Origin of the sequence: Aquiflexum lacus (assembly GCF_015476655.1) — a bacterium.
Classification (GTDB): domain Bacteria; phylum Bacteroidota; class Bacteroidia; order Cytophagales; family Cyclobacteriaceae; genus Aquiflexum; species Aquiflexum lacus.
In genome coordinates this window covers 63754-79295 of sequence record NZ_JABFHF010000022.1, presented here as the reverse complement: position 1 = coordinate 79295, position 15542 = coordinate 63754, and the positions used below count along the sequence as shown (strand labels likewise).

Below are 15542 nucleotides of genomic sequence, written 5' to 3'. Positions count from 1 at the left end.
AAGTATGTCAGCAAAACTTCCCTTCCAATATGAGAAAAAGTTTGAAGTGTTGTCATTTCAGATAGATCCACAGGGCAGGATTCGTTTGTCGGCATTGGCTGACCTAATGCAAGAGGTGGCTTGGAAACATGCAGACAGTAGAGACTTCGGTAAAGCGCTGCTCGAAAAAGGTTATGTTTGGGTTCTCTCTAGATTTGAAATCAAGATCCATCACATGCCATCTTGGGGAGACAAAATCCATGTTAAAACTGCCGGAAGAGGAATAGATAAACTTTTTGCCCTTAGAGAATTTTCAATTACAGATGAAAGGGGAAATGAAATTGCAGAGGCCATGTCTGCGTGGTTGTTAGTGGATATCAATACTAAAAGACCCCAAAGACCGGGGAATGTATTGCCTGCTGAGTTGTTTGTTTCCATAGATGACTCAGGCTTGATGCCTGAAAAGATTGTTTTGGATCAAAACCTGGACTTGATAGATAGTATCAAGGTGAGACCTTTTGATCTTGATATGAACAATCATGTCAATAATGTCAGTTACATCCGCTGGGTGGAGGATGTCAGCCTCAATATTGGTTTTGAAATCAAGCAGATATTGATCAATTATATCGCAGAGGCAAGGTTGGAAGAAAATATAGATATGTATTTGAAAAGAACAGTTGAATCGATTCTATTTTCGGGAAGAAATGTCGGAAAACAGGTATTTAATGCTCGTCTTGTAGGAAATTGGTCAAGCAAGAAGGATTAAACAGGTATTTCCTATTGAATAACACTTTTTTTTCATTTGATTTGTTCTATTACCCAAATTTGGACAGTCTTTACATAAGATGTTCTCTTATCCTAACCAAACTGTTTTTTGATCATGAAAGTAAAAACGAATCACCTTTATACTGTTGATCTGTTAAATTCCATTTTACCAATATCCTCAGATTTAATTGAATATCTCCATGAAAAAATGAAATTCACCAAATATAAAAAAGGGGAGCACATCTGTAATAGTGGTGAGTATTGTGACAAATTATTTGTACTTCAAAAAGGATTGGTTCGGGGTTATTTTAGCAGTGGTGGTAAGGAAATTACAACTTGGATAAGCTGTGACCATGAGCTTGTCACTTCAATTTCAGGGTTTTTCAATAGAAAAGCATCTAGGGAAAATATCCAATGTCTTGAAGATACTTCAGCAGAATATCTTTTGTATGATGATTTGAAACATGGAATGGAAATATTTCCCGAAATGGTCACAATTTATCGGATTTTGTTGGAGCAATATTATGTCCACGCAGAAGATAGGGCTTTTTTGGCGAGAATACCTGGGGCTTTGGAAAGGTTCAGGTATTTTAATACAACGTATCAACGACACTTGTTAAAAAGGGCACCTTACAAATATTTGGCATCTCTTCTGGCAATGCGGCCCGAGACATTTAGCCGGATTTTGAATGAGTTTAAAGAAGAATAATCCCTAAAAATTAACTTATTTGTTATGTATGTCTGATACTTTGCCTGTAGAGCTAAAAATACAGATTAATAAGCAGATAATCTTAGTATTTCGCGTGCTACAATTCAAAGAAGTTCATGATTGGAACAGTTGCTCTGAGACTTCAAACCTTGTAATATTTGGTTTATGGCAAGAAAGCAAATTATTTCATTAATTGTGATGATTATCACATCATTCTTTTATGTGAAATAATCAACTTTGTAGATGAATCATTTAATTACCCATGAAAGATATATTTCAGCCATTTATTAAAATATTGACATTGATGGTAGGACTGTTAATTACAATAACGGTACTAACTGCACTACTTATTGGAACTGTAGTGATGCAAATCAATGGTGTTCCACATTCACCTCCTATCCAAGCAAATTCAGGTTCTGCTCAATTGGTGGCCTCAACGACAGAGATTTATCGTGGTGTAGTTCCAAAAGAGGGGCTTTGGCAGGCACCTGCTTGGAATACTGTAGAGGCTGAACCCAATGCTGACCTGATCAAATATGGTAAAGAGCTGATCGCCAATACATCGGAATACTTGGGGCCAAATGGCAAAGTAAAAAAAATATCCAATGGAATGAACTGTCAAAACTGTCATTTGGAAGCAGGAACCTTACCTTTGGGTAATAACTATGCGGCGGTATCCTCAACCTATCCAAAAGTAAGAGGTCGTTCCGGACAAATGGAAGATATTCCCAAAAGGATCAATGATTGTTTTGAAAGAAGCCTGAATGGCAAAGGACTCGAAACTAATAGCAAAGAAATGAAGGCTATGGTAGCCTATATGGAATGGTTGGGAAAAGAGGTGAACAAAGGCGAAGCTCCAAAAGGAGTGGGAATATATGAAGTACCACTGCTTGATAGGGCTTCAGATCCAATAAAAGGAAAAACCGTTTATGCCCAATTATGTCAAAGCTGTCATATGGAAGATGGTCAGGGAATGATGAAAGCAGACAAAACAGGGTATATTTACCCACCATTATGGGGAGAACACAGTTACAATTACGGAGCAGGACTGTACAGAATGTCTAGGTTTGCGGGTTATGTCAAAACCAACATGCCATTAGGAGCAACTTTCGAAAGACCATTGCTTACGGATGAGCAGGCATGGGATGTGGCAGCCTATGTCAACACAATGGACCGACCCGGAAAGGATCTTTCAAGAGATTGGCCGGATATTTCCAAAAAACCAATTGATCATCCATTCGGGCCTTTTTCGGATGAATTCAGTGAGGAACAGCATAAATTCGGTCCCTTCAAACCAATAAAGGTGGCTAGAGAAAAAGCCGTGAAATGAAAGTTTTAATTTTTTTAATTTTTTCTACTTTCTTATGTTTTCAGAGTATAGCCCAAGATTCTGATACGTTAAGAAATAAATCCAAAAATCCAATACAAGGGACAATAGGAATTAGATCCTTTTGGATGTCTACAAGTTATTGGGAAGATTTCAAAGGGGACTTTGCTTTGGGGCAAAGTGCTTACCTTCAATTGAAAACAAAAGAGTATAAAGGCTTTTCGGTAATTGGTAGATATTCAGTTTTTGGTAATGTATGGAGTTCCGATTTATTGGAAAGAGATCCGGCGACCCAGAATTTCAATCGGTATGAAGTTGGGCTTTTTGATGTAAACAATCCATCCGACAGGTTTTTTGGAAAAATAGAAGAGCTCCAAATACGGTACAACGCTCCAAAATTCAATGTCATAGCCGGACGTATGGATATCAATACGCCTTTTATCAATCCTCAGGATGGCCGTCTTTCACCTACTTTTGTAGAAGGAGTTCGTTTGGATTTAAAGCCTGATAAGAAAAATCAGTTTTCTGCACAGTTCATAGGAAGAATGAGTCCAAGGTCTACTTCAGGATGGTTTGATATAGGTGAGACAATTGGGATGTACCCTGTGGGCCAAAGTGAATTTGGTGGGCCCTCCAATTACAAGGGAAATACTAAGAGTAGTTTCTTCACAGTAGCGAATTGGCAACACAGGATGGATTCAGATATTCAGATACAGCTGAATCATACTTATGTGAATAATATTTCCAGCACGGTTTTTACACAGGCTATCAAGGATTGGAAAATGGTAAATAATGATAAAAAGTTTGTTACAGGCCTTCAGTTTGTTGTGCAAAATGGGATTGGAGAAGGAGGTAGTTCTGATCCTGAAAAAAGATTCAAAAATCCTGATGATTTGAATTTTGTTTTGGGCGGTAGAATTGGAGTCAAGTCCCCAAGGTCGATTTGGTGGCTGAACTATACTCATATAGGCGGAAGGGGGAGATTTCTGAATCCTCGTGAGTGGGGGAGAGACCCTTTTTTCACATTTATACCAAGAGAGCGTAATGAAGGCTTCAATCAGGTAAACGCCTTCACCACCTATTATCAAAGAAATCTTCCTGAAAAAGGTTTCCAATTCTATGGTTTTGCAGGATTACATTTTTTACCTGACCCATCCAATCCCGAATTGAATAAATTTGCGTTTCCTTCTTATGCCCAAGCCAATTTAGGAGGAAAATATACGCCTATGAGTTGGGGGAAAGGATTGGATTTCCATATGATCCTCATGAGTAAATTAAATTTAAAATCAGGAGAAATAAAGCCGCTTTGGATTTACAATAAGGTGAATATGGTACATGTCAATTTTATTGTGAATTATACCATTAGGTGGAATTAAAAAAATAAACCTACCCCGATTTAAAACGGGATAGGTTTATTTTTTTAAATAAGTTTACACAAGAATGCCCATAAAATATTAAGCCTGAAACTGAAATATCCAGTTCATACCTGCTCTCCGATAGGCGGGGGTGTCTTCCAACTTCGGACTTCCCTGCCTTTATTTTCTGAATCAATCTCTTCGCTGCATAGAGACTTCATCCAATCCTCTTTTTTTAAGCAAGGCATCAATTTTAGGCTCTTCCCCTCTGAAATTCACATACATCTTCATAGGATCATCTGTCCCGCCCCTTTCAAGGATTTCTTTTCTGAATGCCTGTGCCTTGTCCTGATTGAACAGGTCGGTTTCTTTGAAAGCCTGGAAAGCATCTGTATCCAAGACGCCCGACCAGATATAGCTGTAGTATCCAGCAGAATAACCACCTGAGAAAATATGGGAAAAATAGGTGCTTCTATATCTAGGAATGATTTCATCTATAAGACCGATTTTTTCCATGGAAGCTTTCTCAAATTCATCTGCACCGATGGTAATCGGGTCGGTCTGGGTATGGTAATCCAAATCCAACAAAGAGGCAGCTAGATACTCTGTAGTGCCAAAACCTTGTCCGAAAGTCCCGCTTTTTTGGAGTTTTTCTATTAGGGAATCTGGAATGATTTCACCGGTTTTGTAGTGGACAGCGTACTGCTTCAATACAGTTGGCTCTGTGGCCCAGTTTTCCATGATCTGTGACGGCAATTCAACAAAGTCCCTGGGTACTGATGTTCCTGCTAGACTTTTGTATTGCACATTGGACAGCAAACCATGAAGTGCATGACCAAATTCATGGAAAAAAGTAGTCACCTCATCGAAAGTCAATAATGCAGGCGCATCTGCAGTTGGTCTTGTGAAATTACATACAATGGAAATAACGGGAGCCTTACGTTCGCCGTTTTCTGATTTCTGTGATCTGTAGGAAGTCATCCATGCACCACCTCTTTTGGAAGCTCTTGGGTGAAAGTCCATGTATAAAACTCCTACATGGGTTCCGTCAGCCTCTTTGACTTCGTAAGCTTTGGCATCAGGATGGTAGACAGGGATGTCTTTGATTTCTTCAAAAGTCAATCCCCAAAGATTTTTCACTACCATAAAAACACCTTCCTGAACTTTATCCAAAGCAAAATATGGCTTTACTTCCTGTTCGTCCAAGTCAAATTTTTGCTGCTTCAACTTTTCTTCATAGTATCTCCAATCCCATGGTGCCAATTCAAAGCCATTTCCTGAAGCGTTGATCAACTCCTGCATTTCTGCACCTTCTACTTTTGCTTTAGCCAAAGCAGGTGTCCATAATTGATTCAATAATTTATAAACATTTTCAGAATTTTTAGCCATGGTTTCTTCCAAGACATAATCCGCATGGGTTTTGAAACCAAGTAGGTTTGCTTTTTCCCTTCTAAGATTGGCTATTTCCAACAAGATTGCTTTGTTGTCTTTATCATTTGCCTGATTGGCCCTGATCTGGTAGGCTTCCCAGATTTGCTTTCTCAATTCCCTATTGTCGGCATATTGTAGGAATGGCATTACACTTGGATTTTGAAGGGTAAAAAGCCATTTCCCTTCCAATCCTGCTGCTTTGGCATCACTTGCTGCGGCCTCAATTTGACCTTCCGATAATCCTGAAAGATCATCTCGGTTATCAATTACGAGTTGGTAAGCATTTGTTTCAGCCAATAGATTTTGACCGAATTGTAGACTCAAAGTAGAGAGTTTGCTATTGATAGACCTCATTTTTTCTTTGTCTGCTTCATTGAGATTGGCACCACTTCTTACAAATGACTTGTATCTTTTTTCCAGAAGTTTATGCTGTTCGGGATTCAGGTTGAGGTTGTCTTTTTGGTCCCAAATGGCTTTTACTTTTTCAAATAGTTTCTCATTCAGATTGATATTGTCATAGTGTTTTGACATTTCAGGTGCCATTTCCCTTGCAATGGCCTGAAGTTCGTCATTGGTGTTGGCACTGTTGAGATTGGAAAAGACAATGTTGGTTCTGCTCAGCAAATCTCCCGAAAATTCCATGGCTTCGATGGTATTCTCAAATGTTGGCGCTTCAGAATTGTTAACAATAGCATTAATTTCTTCCTGTTGCTGTTTCATTCCTTCCCTTAAGGCCGGAGCAAAGTGTTCATTTTTGATTTTGTCAAATGGTGGTACTTCAAAAGGCGTGTTGAAAGCCTCCAAGAATGGGTTGGTCATATCGTTTTCATTTTCGCTTTGCCCGCAGGCCACAAATAAACTTGCGGTTGCCAAAGCAGCAATCAATTGTTTTTTCATAGGAAATATATTTGGGTTTGTCCTGCAAAGATACAGAGGTTTTTGAAAGGTGGCATTCTGACAAGTTAATATTGAATGTCAACCTATCTACAAACAATAACATTTAATGTCTTTTCTAAGGAAAAACAGTTATATTGAAGGTTGCTCATCTAATTTGGCTTAGTATCACCTGACTTTGCGTACAAGCAAATCTAAGTACCAGAAGAAATCCCTATAATTTCCAATTTAAAAGCAAATAATATTAAACTTTATTGCTTTAGAGACAAACCCTTCTATTAAATCAATTTCAGTATCAAATGCTTTTACAGAAAACCACAACATCAATTAATTTGCCTCTTTATGACCCATATTAATTTAACCAATAAAATTCTCGACCAAACCAAAGATCTCGTTTGGGCTGTGGATAATAATTTATACCTAGTTTACGCCAATAGTGCTTACCTCAACTTGATGAAGGAGGTAACAGGGGTGGAAAAAAAACTTAACACTCCCATCCTGGTTGAAGGCTTTGGAGAGGGATATATCGAAAAATGGAAAGCCTATTACAAAAGAGCTTTATCGGGAGAGTTTTTTGAAATTGAGGAGCATTTCTACAACCCCGATACCAAAGAAATGCAATACGGCCATGTGGCCTTTTCGCCCATTATGGATGAGGATGGGGAAATTCTGACCGTGTCCTGTCGTTCAGCTGACATCAGTCCGATTATTCGGCAAAAAGATCATGCGAGCCGACTGATGGATGCTACACTGGACGTTTTTTGCACCATTGATCAAGCCGGGAATTTTGTCTTTGTAAGCAATGCCTCTATTGAACATTGGGGTTTTCGTCCAGAAGAACTGATAGGTACGCCTTACAGGGATCTCATTTTAGAGGAAGACCTCGAAAAAACAGATTTGGTGGCTTCCGAAATTATGGCTGGGAAGGATATCAAATCTTTCTCAAACCGATACCGCAAGAAAAATGGAGACATCGCCTATAACTTGTGGTCAGTCCACTGGGGAAATGAACCCAAACACATGTACTGTGTAGCCCGCGATGCGAAAGAAAAAATTGAAGAAGAAGAGCGGTTAAAACTGCTCGAAAAGGTAATCAATAGCACTACAGATCCGATTTTGGTGACCGAAGCAGAGCCTCAGGACGACCCCGGACCGAGAATCGTTTATGTAAATAAGGCCTTTACAAAAATGACCGGGTACACTGCTAAGGAGGTGATCGGAAAAACCCCGAGAATTCTGCAAGGCCCCGACTCCGATTATGATGCGTTAAAGAAATTGGGGGAAAAAATGAGGCGATGGGAGCCTTCAGAAATCACCGTTTTAAATTATTCCAAATCCGGAAAACCGTTTTGGGTGAATTTTGCCGTAAGTCCGGTAGCCGATGAAAAAGGATGGTTCACGCACTGGATTTCCGTACAGCGCGACGTTACCGAGCAGAAAAAACTCGAAGCAGAAAAGGAATTGCTTAGTCAAATCAGCTTGAGCTTTAACAATGAGAAGGAATTAATCCCGGCCACCAATCGCCTTTGCGACAATCTGTATGACTTTGGTAAGTTTGATTTGATAGAACTCTGGTGCCCCAATATGGAGCAAACCCAAATAAAACTCATAGGTCACAGCACTCATAACCAAAATTTCTATGAACTTGAGCCTTTGGGAACTTCATTTCAGAAAAATGAAGGATTGCCAGGAAAGGTTTGGGGAAAGGGAAATCTGCTATTTTGGGATGAAAAACAGATTAAAAAACACTTCGTCCGAAAAAAAGGAGCTTCCAGGGTGGGGTTGAAAGCCGTACTCGGCATCCCCTTGACTTTTAGCGATGAATTGGTGGGAGTACTTCTGGTCGGAACCAATCGGGAGCCGGAATATTTAGAGCAACACAGCCCGGTGATGTGCCGACTGGAAACATTTATCGGATCGGAAATCAACCGAAAACGGCTCGAAAATGACCTCGTCAACGTGTATGATGCAATTCCCGAAATACTTTGCATCACCGACTTAGAGGGGCGATTTTTAAAAATCAACAATGCCGGTTGCAAGCTTTTAGGTTTCAAATCAGAAGAAGTGTTATTCCATTCTTTAGAGAAGTTTACGCTTAAAGAGGATAAAGGTAAGTTCAAAAAAGAAATTAACAAGGTAAACCAAGACTCCTCTATTTTTACTTTTGAAAATCGCTTCCTATCTAAAGATGGAAAGGTAATCTGGCTCAGCTGGAACTGCAATACCGCCTTGGAAGAAGGTTTGATTTATGCTTCCGCAAAAAACATCACATCGGAAGTTCAACTAAGGGAGCTGAATGCCCAAGCCAGTTCGCTGGCAAAAATCGGGTCATGGGAAATAAATTTAGAGGAAAAAACTGTTTATTGGTCTAAAGTAGTGCATCACCTGCATGAAACGGATCCCATTACCTATACTCCCGATTTAGAGACGGCTATTGATTTTTATCGTGAAGATTTTAGGACCTTGGTACAGAGCAGTATCGCAAAAAGTAGCACAACAGGTGAGGGCTTTGATTTTGAAGCAGTGATTGTCACAAAGAAGCTCAAAGAAAGATGGGTGCGGGCCATTGGAAATGTTGAGTTTGCCAATGGTGTCGCTACAAGAATATATGGAAGCTTTCAGGATATCAGCGATAGGAAAGAGCCCGAACTGAGGTTACAATCGTTCGCTGACAACCTGCCGGGGGTAGCCTTTCAGTATTATTTATTCTCAGACGGGACGGACGCTTTAAAGTATGTAACCGATGGTTCTAAAAAGGTATGGGGCTTTGACGCTGACAGCGTGATGCGAGAAAATAATCTTGTTTGGAAACAAATTGAGATTGGTGGAGAGCTTGATTTGGTTAAGAAGAGTATCATGAATTCGTTAGAGACCAAATCTGACTGGAAGGCTCAGTGGCGTTACATCACGCCCACCAATGAATTGCGCACCCATGCCGGATATGGCTCGCCAAACTTCCTGCCGGATGGTACGGTCGTGTTCAACTCGCTTATTTTGGATATCACTGAAGAATATCGAAGTGAGGAACTACTGAAGCAGGCCTCTGAAATGGCGAAAATCGGCAGTTGGGAACTTAACCTGATAGATCAGAAGAATGACAGCATGTACTGGTCGCCAATGACACTTGAAATATTGGAAGTAGATGACAACTATGATCCATCATTGACCGGTGGCTTTGAATTCTATGAAGCGGAAAGCAAGTCCTTAATCAAAAAGGGGGTTGAAGAACTGATCGAATCAGGTACTCCTTTTGATTTGGAACTCATGATTCAAACAGAAAAGAGAAGTAGCAAATGGATTCGTTGTATTGGTAACGCAGAATTTATTGATAGAACATGCGCGAGAATCTATGGTAGTTTTCAGGATATCCATGATAGGAAAACTGCCGAAATACAACTCAAGACATTAACTAATAATCTTCCTGGTGTTGTTTTCCAATACCTGGTTTTTCCTGATGGAAAGGATGCCTTGCGTTCTGTCAGCAAAGGTTCTTATCAAATTTGGGGGTACAGCCCGGAGGAAGTTGAACATGACATCAACCTGGTTTGGAATCAGACCAAATCAGGCGGAGGTTATCAACAGGTTAAAAAAGATGTTATAGAAGCTGTTAGAACAAAATCAAAGTGGTTCTCACGTTACAAAAGTGTTCAGCCAAGCGGTGAAGTTCAAGTCCATTTGGGTAGTGGTACTCCAAGTTTTTTGGCGGATGGTACGGTACTTTTCAATTCATTTGTAATGGATGTCACCAAGGAAGCAAAATATGAGGAGTTGCTTTCTGAAGCGATTCAGATGGCTCGAATTGGCAGTTGGGAGGTAAACTTTCATAACAACAAAATTATTTGGTCTGAAATTACACATCAATTGCATGAGACTGATCCGACTTCATTTATCCCTGATTTGGAAAAGAGTATCAATTTCTACCGGGAGGATTTTCGGGATATGGTACAATCACGCGTTGAGGCCTGTATAGAAGAGGGGAAGCCTTTCGATTTTCAGGCGGTGATCGTTACTGCCAAAAATAACGAAAAGTGGGTGCGAGCCATTGGTCGAGCAGAAATTATAAACGGGCAGTGCAAGCGCATTCATGGTAGCTTCCAGGATATTCACGAAGCCAAATCCAATGAGCTCAGGCTAAAGGAAATACTCGAAAGTATTTCAGATGCCTTTTATGCCATTGATTCCGATTGGAATTTCACCTATTTCAACCGGGAAGCCGAAAACCTTTTGAAGAAAAGTGCAGATGAAGTGCTGGGTGGAAACATATGGGAAATCTTTTCCCCTGCCAAAGGGACTGTTCTGGAGGAGATTTACATGCGCGTAGCTGTGACAGGACAATCTGAAAACTTTGAGTATCACTATCCGGGAGACGGATGTTGGTATGAAATCACAACATATCCTTCAGGCGGCGGTATATCATCTTACTTTAAAAACATTGATGAACGCAGAATGGCTGCTCAGGATCTTGAAAGAGCCTATCAAGAACGAAGTAGTATTTTAGAAAGTATTTCTGATAATTTCTATGCCCTGAACAGCAAGTTCGAATTCACCTATATGAATTCCAGTTGTGCAGAACTGTTACAAGTAGAAGCATCTGATATCATCAATGAAAATCTATTTGACAGATTCCCCGATTTAAAAAATACCTTATTCGAATCACAGCTACTGGAAACCCAGAAAACGGGAATGCCCGTGAAGTTTGAGTTTTTCTATGAATCCTATCAGTGCTGGTTCATTGAAAGTATCTATCCAAACAACGATGGATTTTCGGTATACTTCTACGATATCACAAAAATCAAGGAAGCCGAAAAACAAATTTTGGAAAAAAACAAACAGCTTACCAGATCTTATGAGGAGAAGAACAATATCCTGGAAAGTATTGGGGATGCTTTTTTTGCCGTGAATGAAGATTGGACAATAACCTACTGGAACAAGCAGTCGGAAATCATAATGGGCAGAAATAAGGAGAGTATACTTGGTAAAAATTTATGGGAACTTTACCCCGATGCCATAGATACCGACTTTTACGTGCAGTACCATCGGGCTAAGGAAACCGGTGAAACTGTTAATTTTGAGGAGTACTATCCTACCCTGGACATTTGGGTAGAAGTAACGGTTTACCCATCAGAAAACGGCTTGTCCATCTACTTCAAGGATATTACACTGAGGAAAGCAGCGGATATACTCTTGTTGGAAGCCAATGAACGCTTTGAATTGGTTACAAAAGCCACCAATGATGCCATCTGGGACTGGGATATAGAAAATGATCATTTTTTCAGATCTGATAGTATTCATAAAATTTTCGGAAAAGGGGCTTCTACGGAATTGAATAAAAATCAATTTTGGCAAGATGCATTTCATCCGGAAGATTTGGGGAAATTAAAGGAGAGTATTCAAAGTGCTATAAATGATTCCCAATCCGAGCGATGGGAAATGGAATATAGAGTACTGAGTGAAAACAATGAAGAGCTGTCCGTAATTGACAGGGGGATTATCGTGAGGAATAAAAGTGGAAAAGCTATCCGAATGGTGGGGGCAATGACTGATTTGACCAAACAAAAAAGGCTTGAAAAAGAATTGTTCGAACTCAACGAATCCCTGAAAAATTACGCAAAAGAACTGGAGCGTTCCAATGAGGAGTTGGAGCAATTTGCCTTTATCACCTCCCACGATTTGCAGGAACCACTGCGGATGATTTCGGGCTTTATGGACCTGTTGAAAAGGAAATATACGGACCAATTGGATGAAAAAGGGATGCAATATATTCAGTATGCCACGGATGGCGCCAAACGAATGAAACAGATTATCTTGGATTTATTGCTTTATTCCAGAGCCAATAGGCCGACCGAGCAGTTTGAAGAGGTAGATCTGAATGAAATAGTATCCGAATACTGCCAATTGAGAAGAAAACTTATTGCTGAAAAAATAGCAGCTATCAAATTTGACGGACTTCCTGTATTACAGACCTATAGGGCGCCAATTACCCAGGTTGTCCACTGTTTACTTGATAATGCTTTAAAGTACGCGAAGGAAAACGTAGCACCTCACATTGAAATTCGGGCTCAAGAAAAAGAGGCATTTTGGGAGTTTGCTGTAAAAGACAATGGAATTGGAATTGATGAAATGTTCTACAACAAAGTTTTTATCATATTCCAACGACTTCATAACAGGAATCAGCATGATGGTACCGGTATTGGCTTGTCCATTGCCAAGCGAAGTGTGGAGTTCCTCGGTGGTGAGATTTGGCTGGAATCAAAAGTAGGCGAAGGCACTACTTTTTATTTTACGATCAGAAAATGATCCCACAAAGATCATATTACTTAAAATAAAGTAATGATAAATAAATTAAAGGGCATAGTAGAAGATAATTGTATCTCCAAAGACGGGAATGTCACAACATTGGCCTATTGGAGTGACGTGGTTTTTGCTAAAATTGTTTTTATTCTAGTGCCACTTAGTTTGTTGGCTATAGTTCCTGCAATTATTATTTGCCTCCAAACCGAAAGTTATTTAATCCTGTGGTTTGATGTTTTCTGTTTTTTGATGTTGGTCTTTGTTGGCTATGCTCCGGTATTTTCTGTCAAAACCCGAAAAATAATCTTGATTCTATTGTTGTTTTTGACAGCGTTTGTGCTGTTAAAAGAATTGGGGAATTTTGGACCCGGGTTAGCTTACCTGCTTTCAGGTACTATTTTTATCTTATTGCTATTTCCAAGCAAAAAAACCTTTGCACCATTTATGCTAACGCTCATTTTTTGTGTTGTTTATGGTTTGTTGATTCATCATGGTTTTGTCGAAATACAAGCCAAACATGAAGATCATCTGATGGAGTGGTTTGCCGTTTCTTCAAATGTGCTGTTTATGTCAGCAGTTTTTTCGCTGATCATACCCTTCTTTTTTTCAAAACTGGAAGGGATTTTGGGCGAAAAAATTCAATTGCTCGAATCTGTGCGTAAATCTAATCTAGAGCTTAAGCGGTCGAATGAAGAGTTGGAGCAATTCGCCTTTATCACCTCCCACGATTTGCAGGAGCCCTTGCGGATGATTTCCAGTTTTATGGATCTGTTGTTAAAAAAAAGTGCCGATCAGTTGGATGATAAGACATTGCAATACATTCATTTTGCTACCGATGGGGCTAAGCGGATGAAGCAGATCATATTGGATTTATTGCTTTATTCCAGGGCCAATAAGCCCTCTGAGCAGCTTGGAGAGGTAAGCCTGAATGAAATCTTAGCTGAATACACACAGTTGAGAAGAAAACTTATTGTTGAAAAAAATGCAACCATCATATTTGATGGGCTCCCTACTTTAGAGACCTATAGGGCACCGATAATCCAGATCATTCACTGTTTACTTGATAATGCTTTAAAGTATGCAAAGGAAAACGTAGCACCTCACATTGAAATTCGGGCTCAAGAAAAAGAGGCATTTTGGGAGTTTGCAGCAAAAGACAATGGTATTGGGATTGACGAAAAGTTCTTCGATAAGATATTTGTCATTTTCCAAAGGTTACACAATAGAAATCAGTATGAAGGTACCGGTATCGGCTTATCCATTGCCAAGCGTAGCGTGGAGTATTTGGGCGGGGAAATTTGGCTTAAATCAAAAGTGGGTGAAGGCACTGTATTTTATTTTACAATACCGAAAAAGTGATGATAAAGCTGTGGAACACATACAAGAAAACGATTAACCACAATTGCAACCCTAGCGCTGTGGAGACTGAAGGGACTGTAAGCTATTGGAGAAATACGCTGTTTTCAACCACAATGATGTTTTTACTGCCACTTTGTTTGATTGCGTTAATTCCATCACTGTTTTTGATTACCTATGAAAATAAAGAGTTCATAACAATATTACATTTTACGACTATTGGTCTCATGTGTCTTATCGCTTTTGCGCCTAGCGTGAAAATAACCATGAGAAAATTGATTTTCTCATTCACCGTATTTGTTTTTGCCACTGTCTTAAATTTTTTCGCTGCTCCTTCTTCTGGTTCTGTTTTAGTTTACTTTTTGGCAGCTTGTATATATTCCATTATTATTTTCGATAATAAATATGCGTTTTGGTGGAGTCATATTGTGTTGTTTATATCGATTTTGTTTGGATTTGCTATACACTTCAAGTTATCAGACTTTAGCCACAATGTCGATATGAGCTCAGTTAATGAATGGACTGCCGTCAGTGCTAATCTTGTCTTTCTTTGTTACCTGTCATCAGTGCTAATCCCTAAAATATTTAACGGTATAGAAAACCATATACAAGAACAAATCAGGTTAAAACGTGAACTTGAGAAAAGTAAAATGACATTGCAAATCAAAAATGAAGAGCTTGAGCAATTTGCTTTTGTTGCATCACATGACCTGCAGGAACCACTGCGGATGATTTCCAGCTTTATGGACAAGTTGAAACGGAAATATAGTGATCAGTTGGATGACAAAGCACTACAATATATTCATTATGCCAGGGATGGAGCCCAAAGGATGAAGCAGATCATTTTGGATTTATTGCTTTATTCCAGATCCAACAGGCCTACCGAACTGATTGAAGAAGTAAACCTGAATGAATTGGTAGCTGAATACACCCAATTGAGAAGAGCGCTGATTGCTGAAAAAAAAGCCAAGATCACGTATGATTCACTGCCTGTTTTACAGACCTTCAGGGTACCGATAACCCAGGTGATTCACAGTTTACTGGACAATGCTTTAAAGTACATAAAGGAAAACGTACCCCCGCACATTGAAATCCAAGCTAGGGAAAAGGAGACAGTTTGGGAGTTCTCTGTTAAAGACAATGGAATTGGAATTGATGAAAAGTTCTACGACAAGATATTTGTCATTTTCCAAAGATTACAAAACAGAAATCAGCATGATGGTAATGGTATTGGCCTACCCATTGCCAAGCGGAGTGTGGAGTATTTGGGCGGGGAAATTTGGCTTAAATCAAAAGTGGGTGAAGGCACTGTATTTTATTTTACAATATCTAAAAACAATTAATATGGGTGCAGAGAAGTTAAAATTAGCGCACATCGTTTTTGCAGAACACTGTAAAATAAATGTGGAATCTAAACCAAACTTAGGCAGCACCT

Annotated in this window: 8 protein-coding genes; 7 read left to right on the top strand and 1 reads right to left on the bottom strand. The window is 39.5% G+C overall.

The genetic code is table 11. The features are described from left to right. Window positions 1-4 precede the first annotated feature (4 nt). From HMJ38_RS18040 to HMJ38_RS18025, 4 genes are all read left to right on the top strand, one after another. Window positions 5-745, top strand: coding sequence for an acyl-[acyl-carrier-protein] thioesterase (locus HMJ38_RS18040; protein WP_194975829.1), 741 nt, complete (start codon window positions 5-7; stop codon window positions 743-745). A gap of 114 nt (window positions 746-859) precedes the next feature. Further along, window positions 860-1453 (top strand): Crp/Fnr family transcriptional regulator, encoded by a 594-nt coding sequence (locus HMJ38_RS18035; protein WP_228780123.1) that lies wholly within the window; start codon window positions 860-862, stop codon window positions 1451-1453. 262 nt (window positions 1454-1715) lie between these two features. Continuing rightward, window positions 1716-2783 carry a c-type cytochrome gene (locus tag HMJ38_RS18030; protein ID WP_194975827.1) on the top strand — a complete coding sequence of 356 codons (1068 nt, stop codon included), beginning with the start codon at window positions 1716-1718 and terminating at the stop codon, window positions 2781-2783. Window positions 2784-2908: 125 nt separating this feature from the next. Next, entirely contained in the window at window positions 2909-4156 is a 1248-nt protein-coding gene (locus HMJ38_RS18025; protein ID WP_228780122.1) for a hypothetical protein, read from the top strand. 171 nt (window positions 4157-4327) lie between these two features. Here HMJ38_RS18025 and HMJ38_RS18020 read toward each other — a convergent pair whose 3' ends face one another. Continuing rightward, a complete protein-coding gene (locus tag HMJ38_RS18020; protein ID WP_194975825.1) occupies window positions 4328-6463 on the bottom strand; it encodes a M3 family metallopeptidase in 2136 nt (711 codons plus the stop codon). A 339-nt stretch (window positions 6464-6802) separates the two neighbouring features. On the opposite strand from HMJ38_RS18020, the gene HMJ38_RS18015 reads away from it, so the two are divergent. The 3 genes from HMJ38_RS18015 to HMJ38_RS18005 are packed head-to-tail and all read left to right on the top strand — an operon-like array spanning window position 6803 to window position 15450. Then, window positions 6803-12757 carry a PAS domain S-box protein gene (locus HMJ38_RS18015; RefSeq protein ID WP_194975824.1) on the top strand — a complete coding sequence of 1985 codons (5955 nt, stop codon included), beginning with the start codon at window positions 6803-6805 and terminating at the stop codon, window positions 12755-12757. Between the two features lie 33 nt (window positions 12758-12790). Then, on the top strand, window positions 12791-14110 hold the full coding sequence (locus HMJ38_RS18010; protein ID WP_194975823.1) for a sensor histidine kinase: 1320 nt from the start codon (window positions 12791-12793) through the stop codon (window positions 14108-14110). Continuing rightward, on the top strand, window positions 14110-15450 hold the full coding sequence (locus HMJ38_RS18005) for a sensor histidine kinase (protein ID WP_394355074.1): 1341 nt from the start codon (window positions 14110-14112) through the stop codon (window positions 15448-15450). The genes HMJ38_RS18010 and HMJ38_RS18005 overlap by 1 nt, the downstream gene beginning before the upstream one ends. The last annotated feature ends 92 nt before the right edge of the window (window positions 15451-15542 follow it).

Coding starts and splice junctions, on each gene's coding strand:
- HMJ38_RS18030 (WP_194975827.1), top strand. CDS start 1,716: ATGAAAGATATATTTCAGCCATTTATTAAAATATTGACATTGATGGTA.
- HMJ38_RS18010 (WP_194975823.1), top strand. CDS start 12,791: ATGATAAATAAATTAAAGGGCATAGTAGAAGATAATTGTATCTCCAAA.
- HMJ38_RS18005 (WP_394355074.1), top strand. CDS start 14,110: ATGATAAAGCTGTGGAACACATACAAGAAAACGATTAACCACAATTGC.
- HMJ38_RS18015 (WP_194975824.1), top strand. CDS start 6,803: ATGACCCATATTAATTTAACCAATAAAATTCTCGACCAAACCAAAGAT.
- HMJ38_RS18040 (WP_194975829.1), top strand. CDS start 5: ATGTCAGCAAAACTTCCCTTCCAATATGAGAAAAAGTTTGAAGTGTTG.
- HMJ38_RS18035 (WP_228780123.1), top strand. CDS start 860: ATGAAAGTAAAAACGAATCACCTTTATACTGTTGATCTGTTAAATTCC.
- HMJ38_RS18020 (WP_194975825.1), bottom strand. CDS start 6,463: ATGAAAAAACAATTGATTGCTGCTTTGGCAACCGCAAGTTTATTTGTG.
- HMJ38_RS18025 (WP_228780122.1), top strand. CDS start 2,909: ATGTCTACAAGTTATTGGGAAGATTTCAAAGGGGACTTTGCTTTGGGG.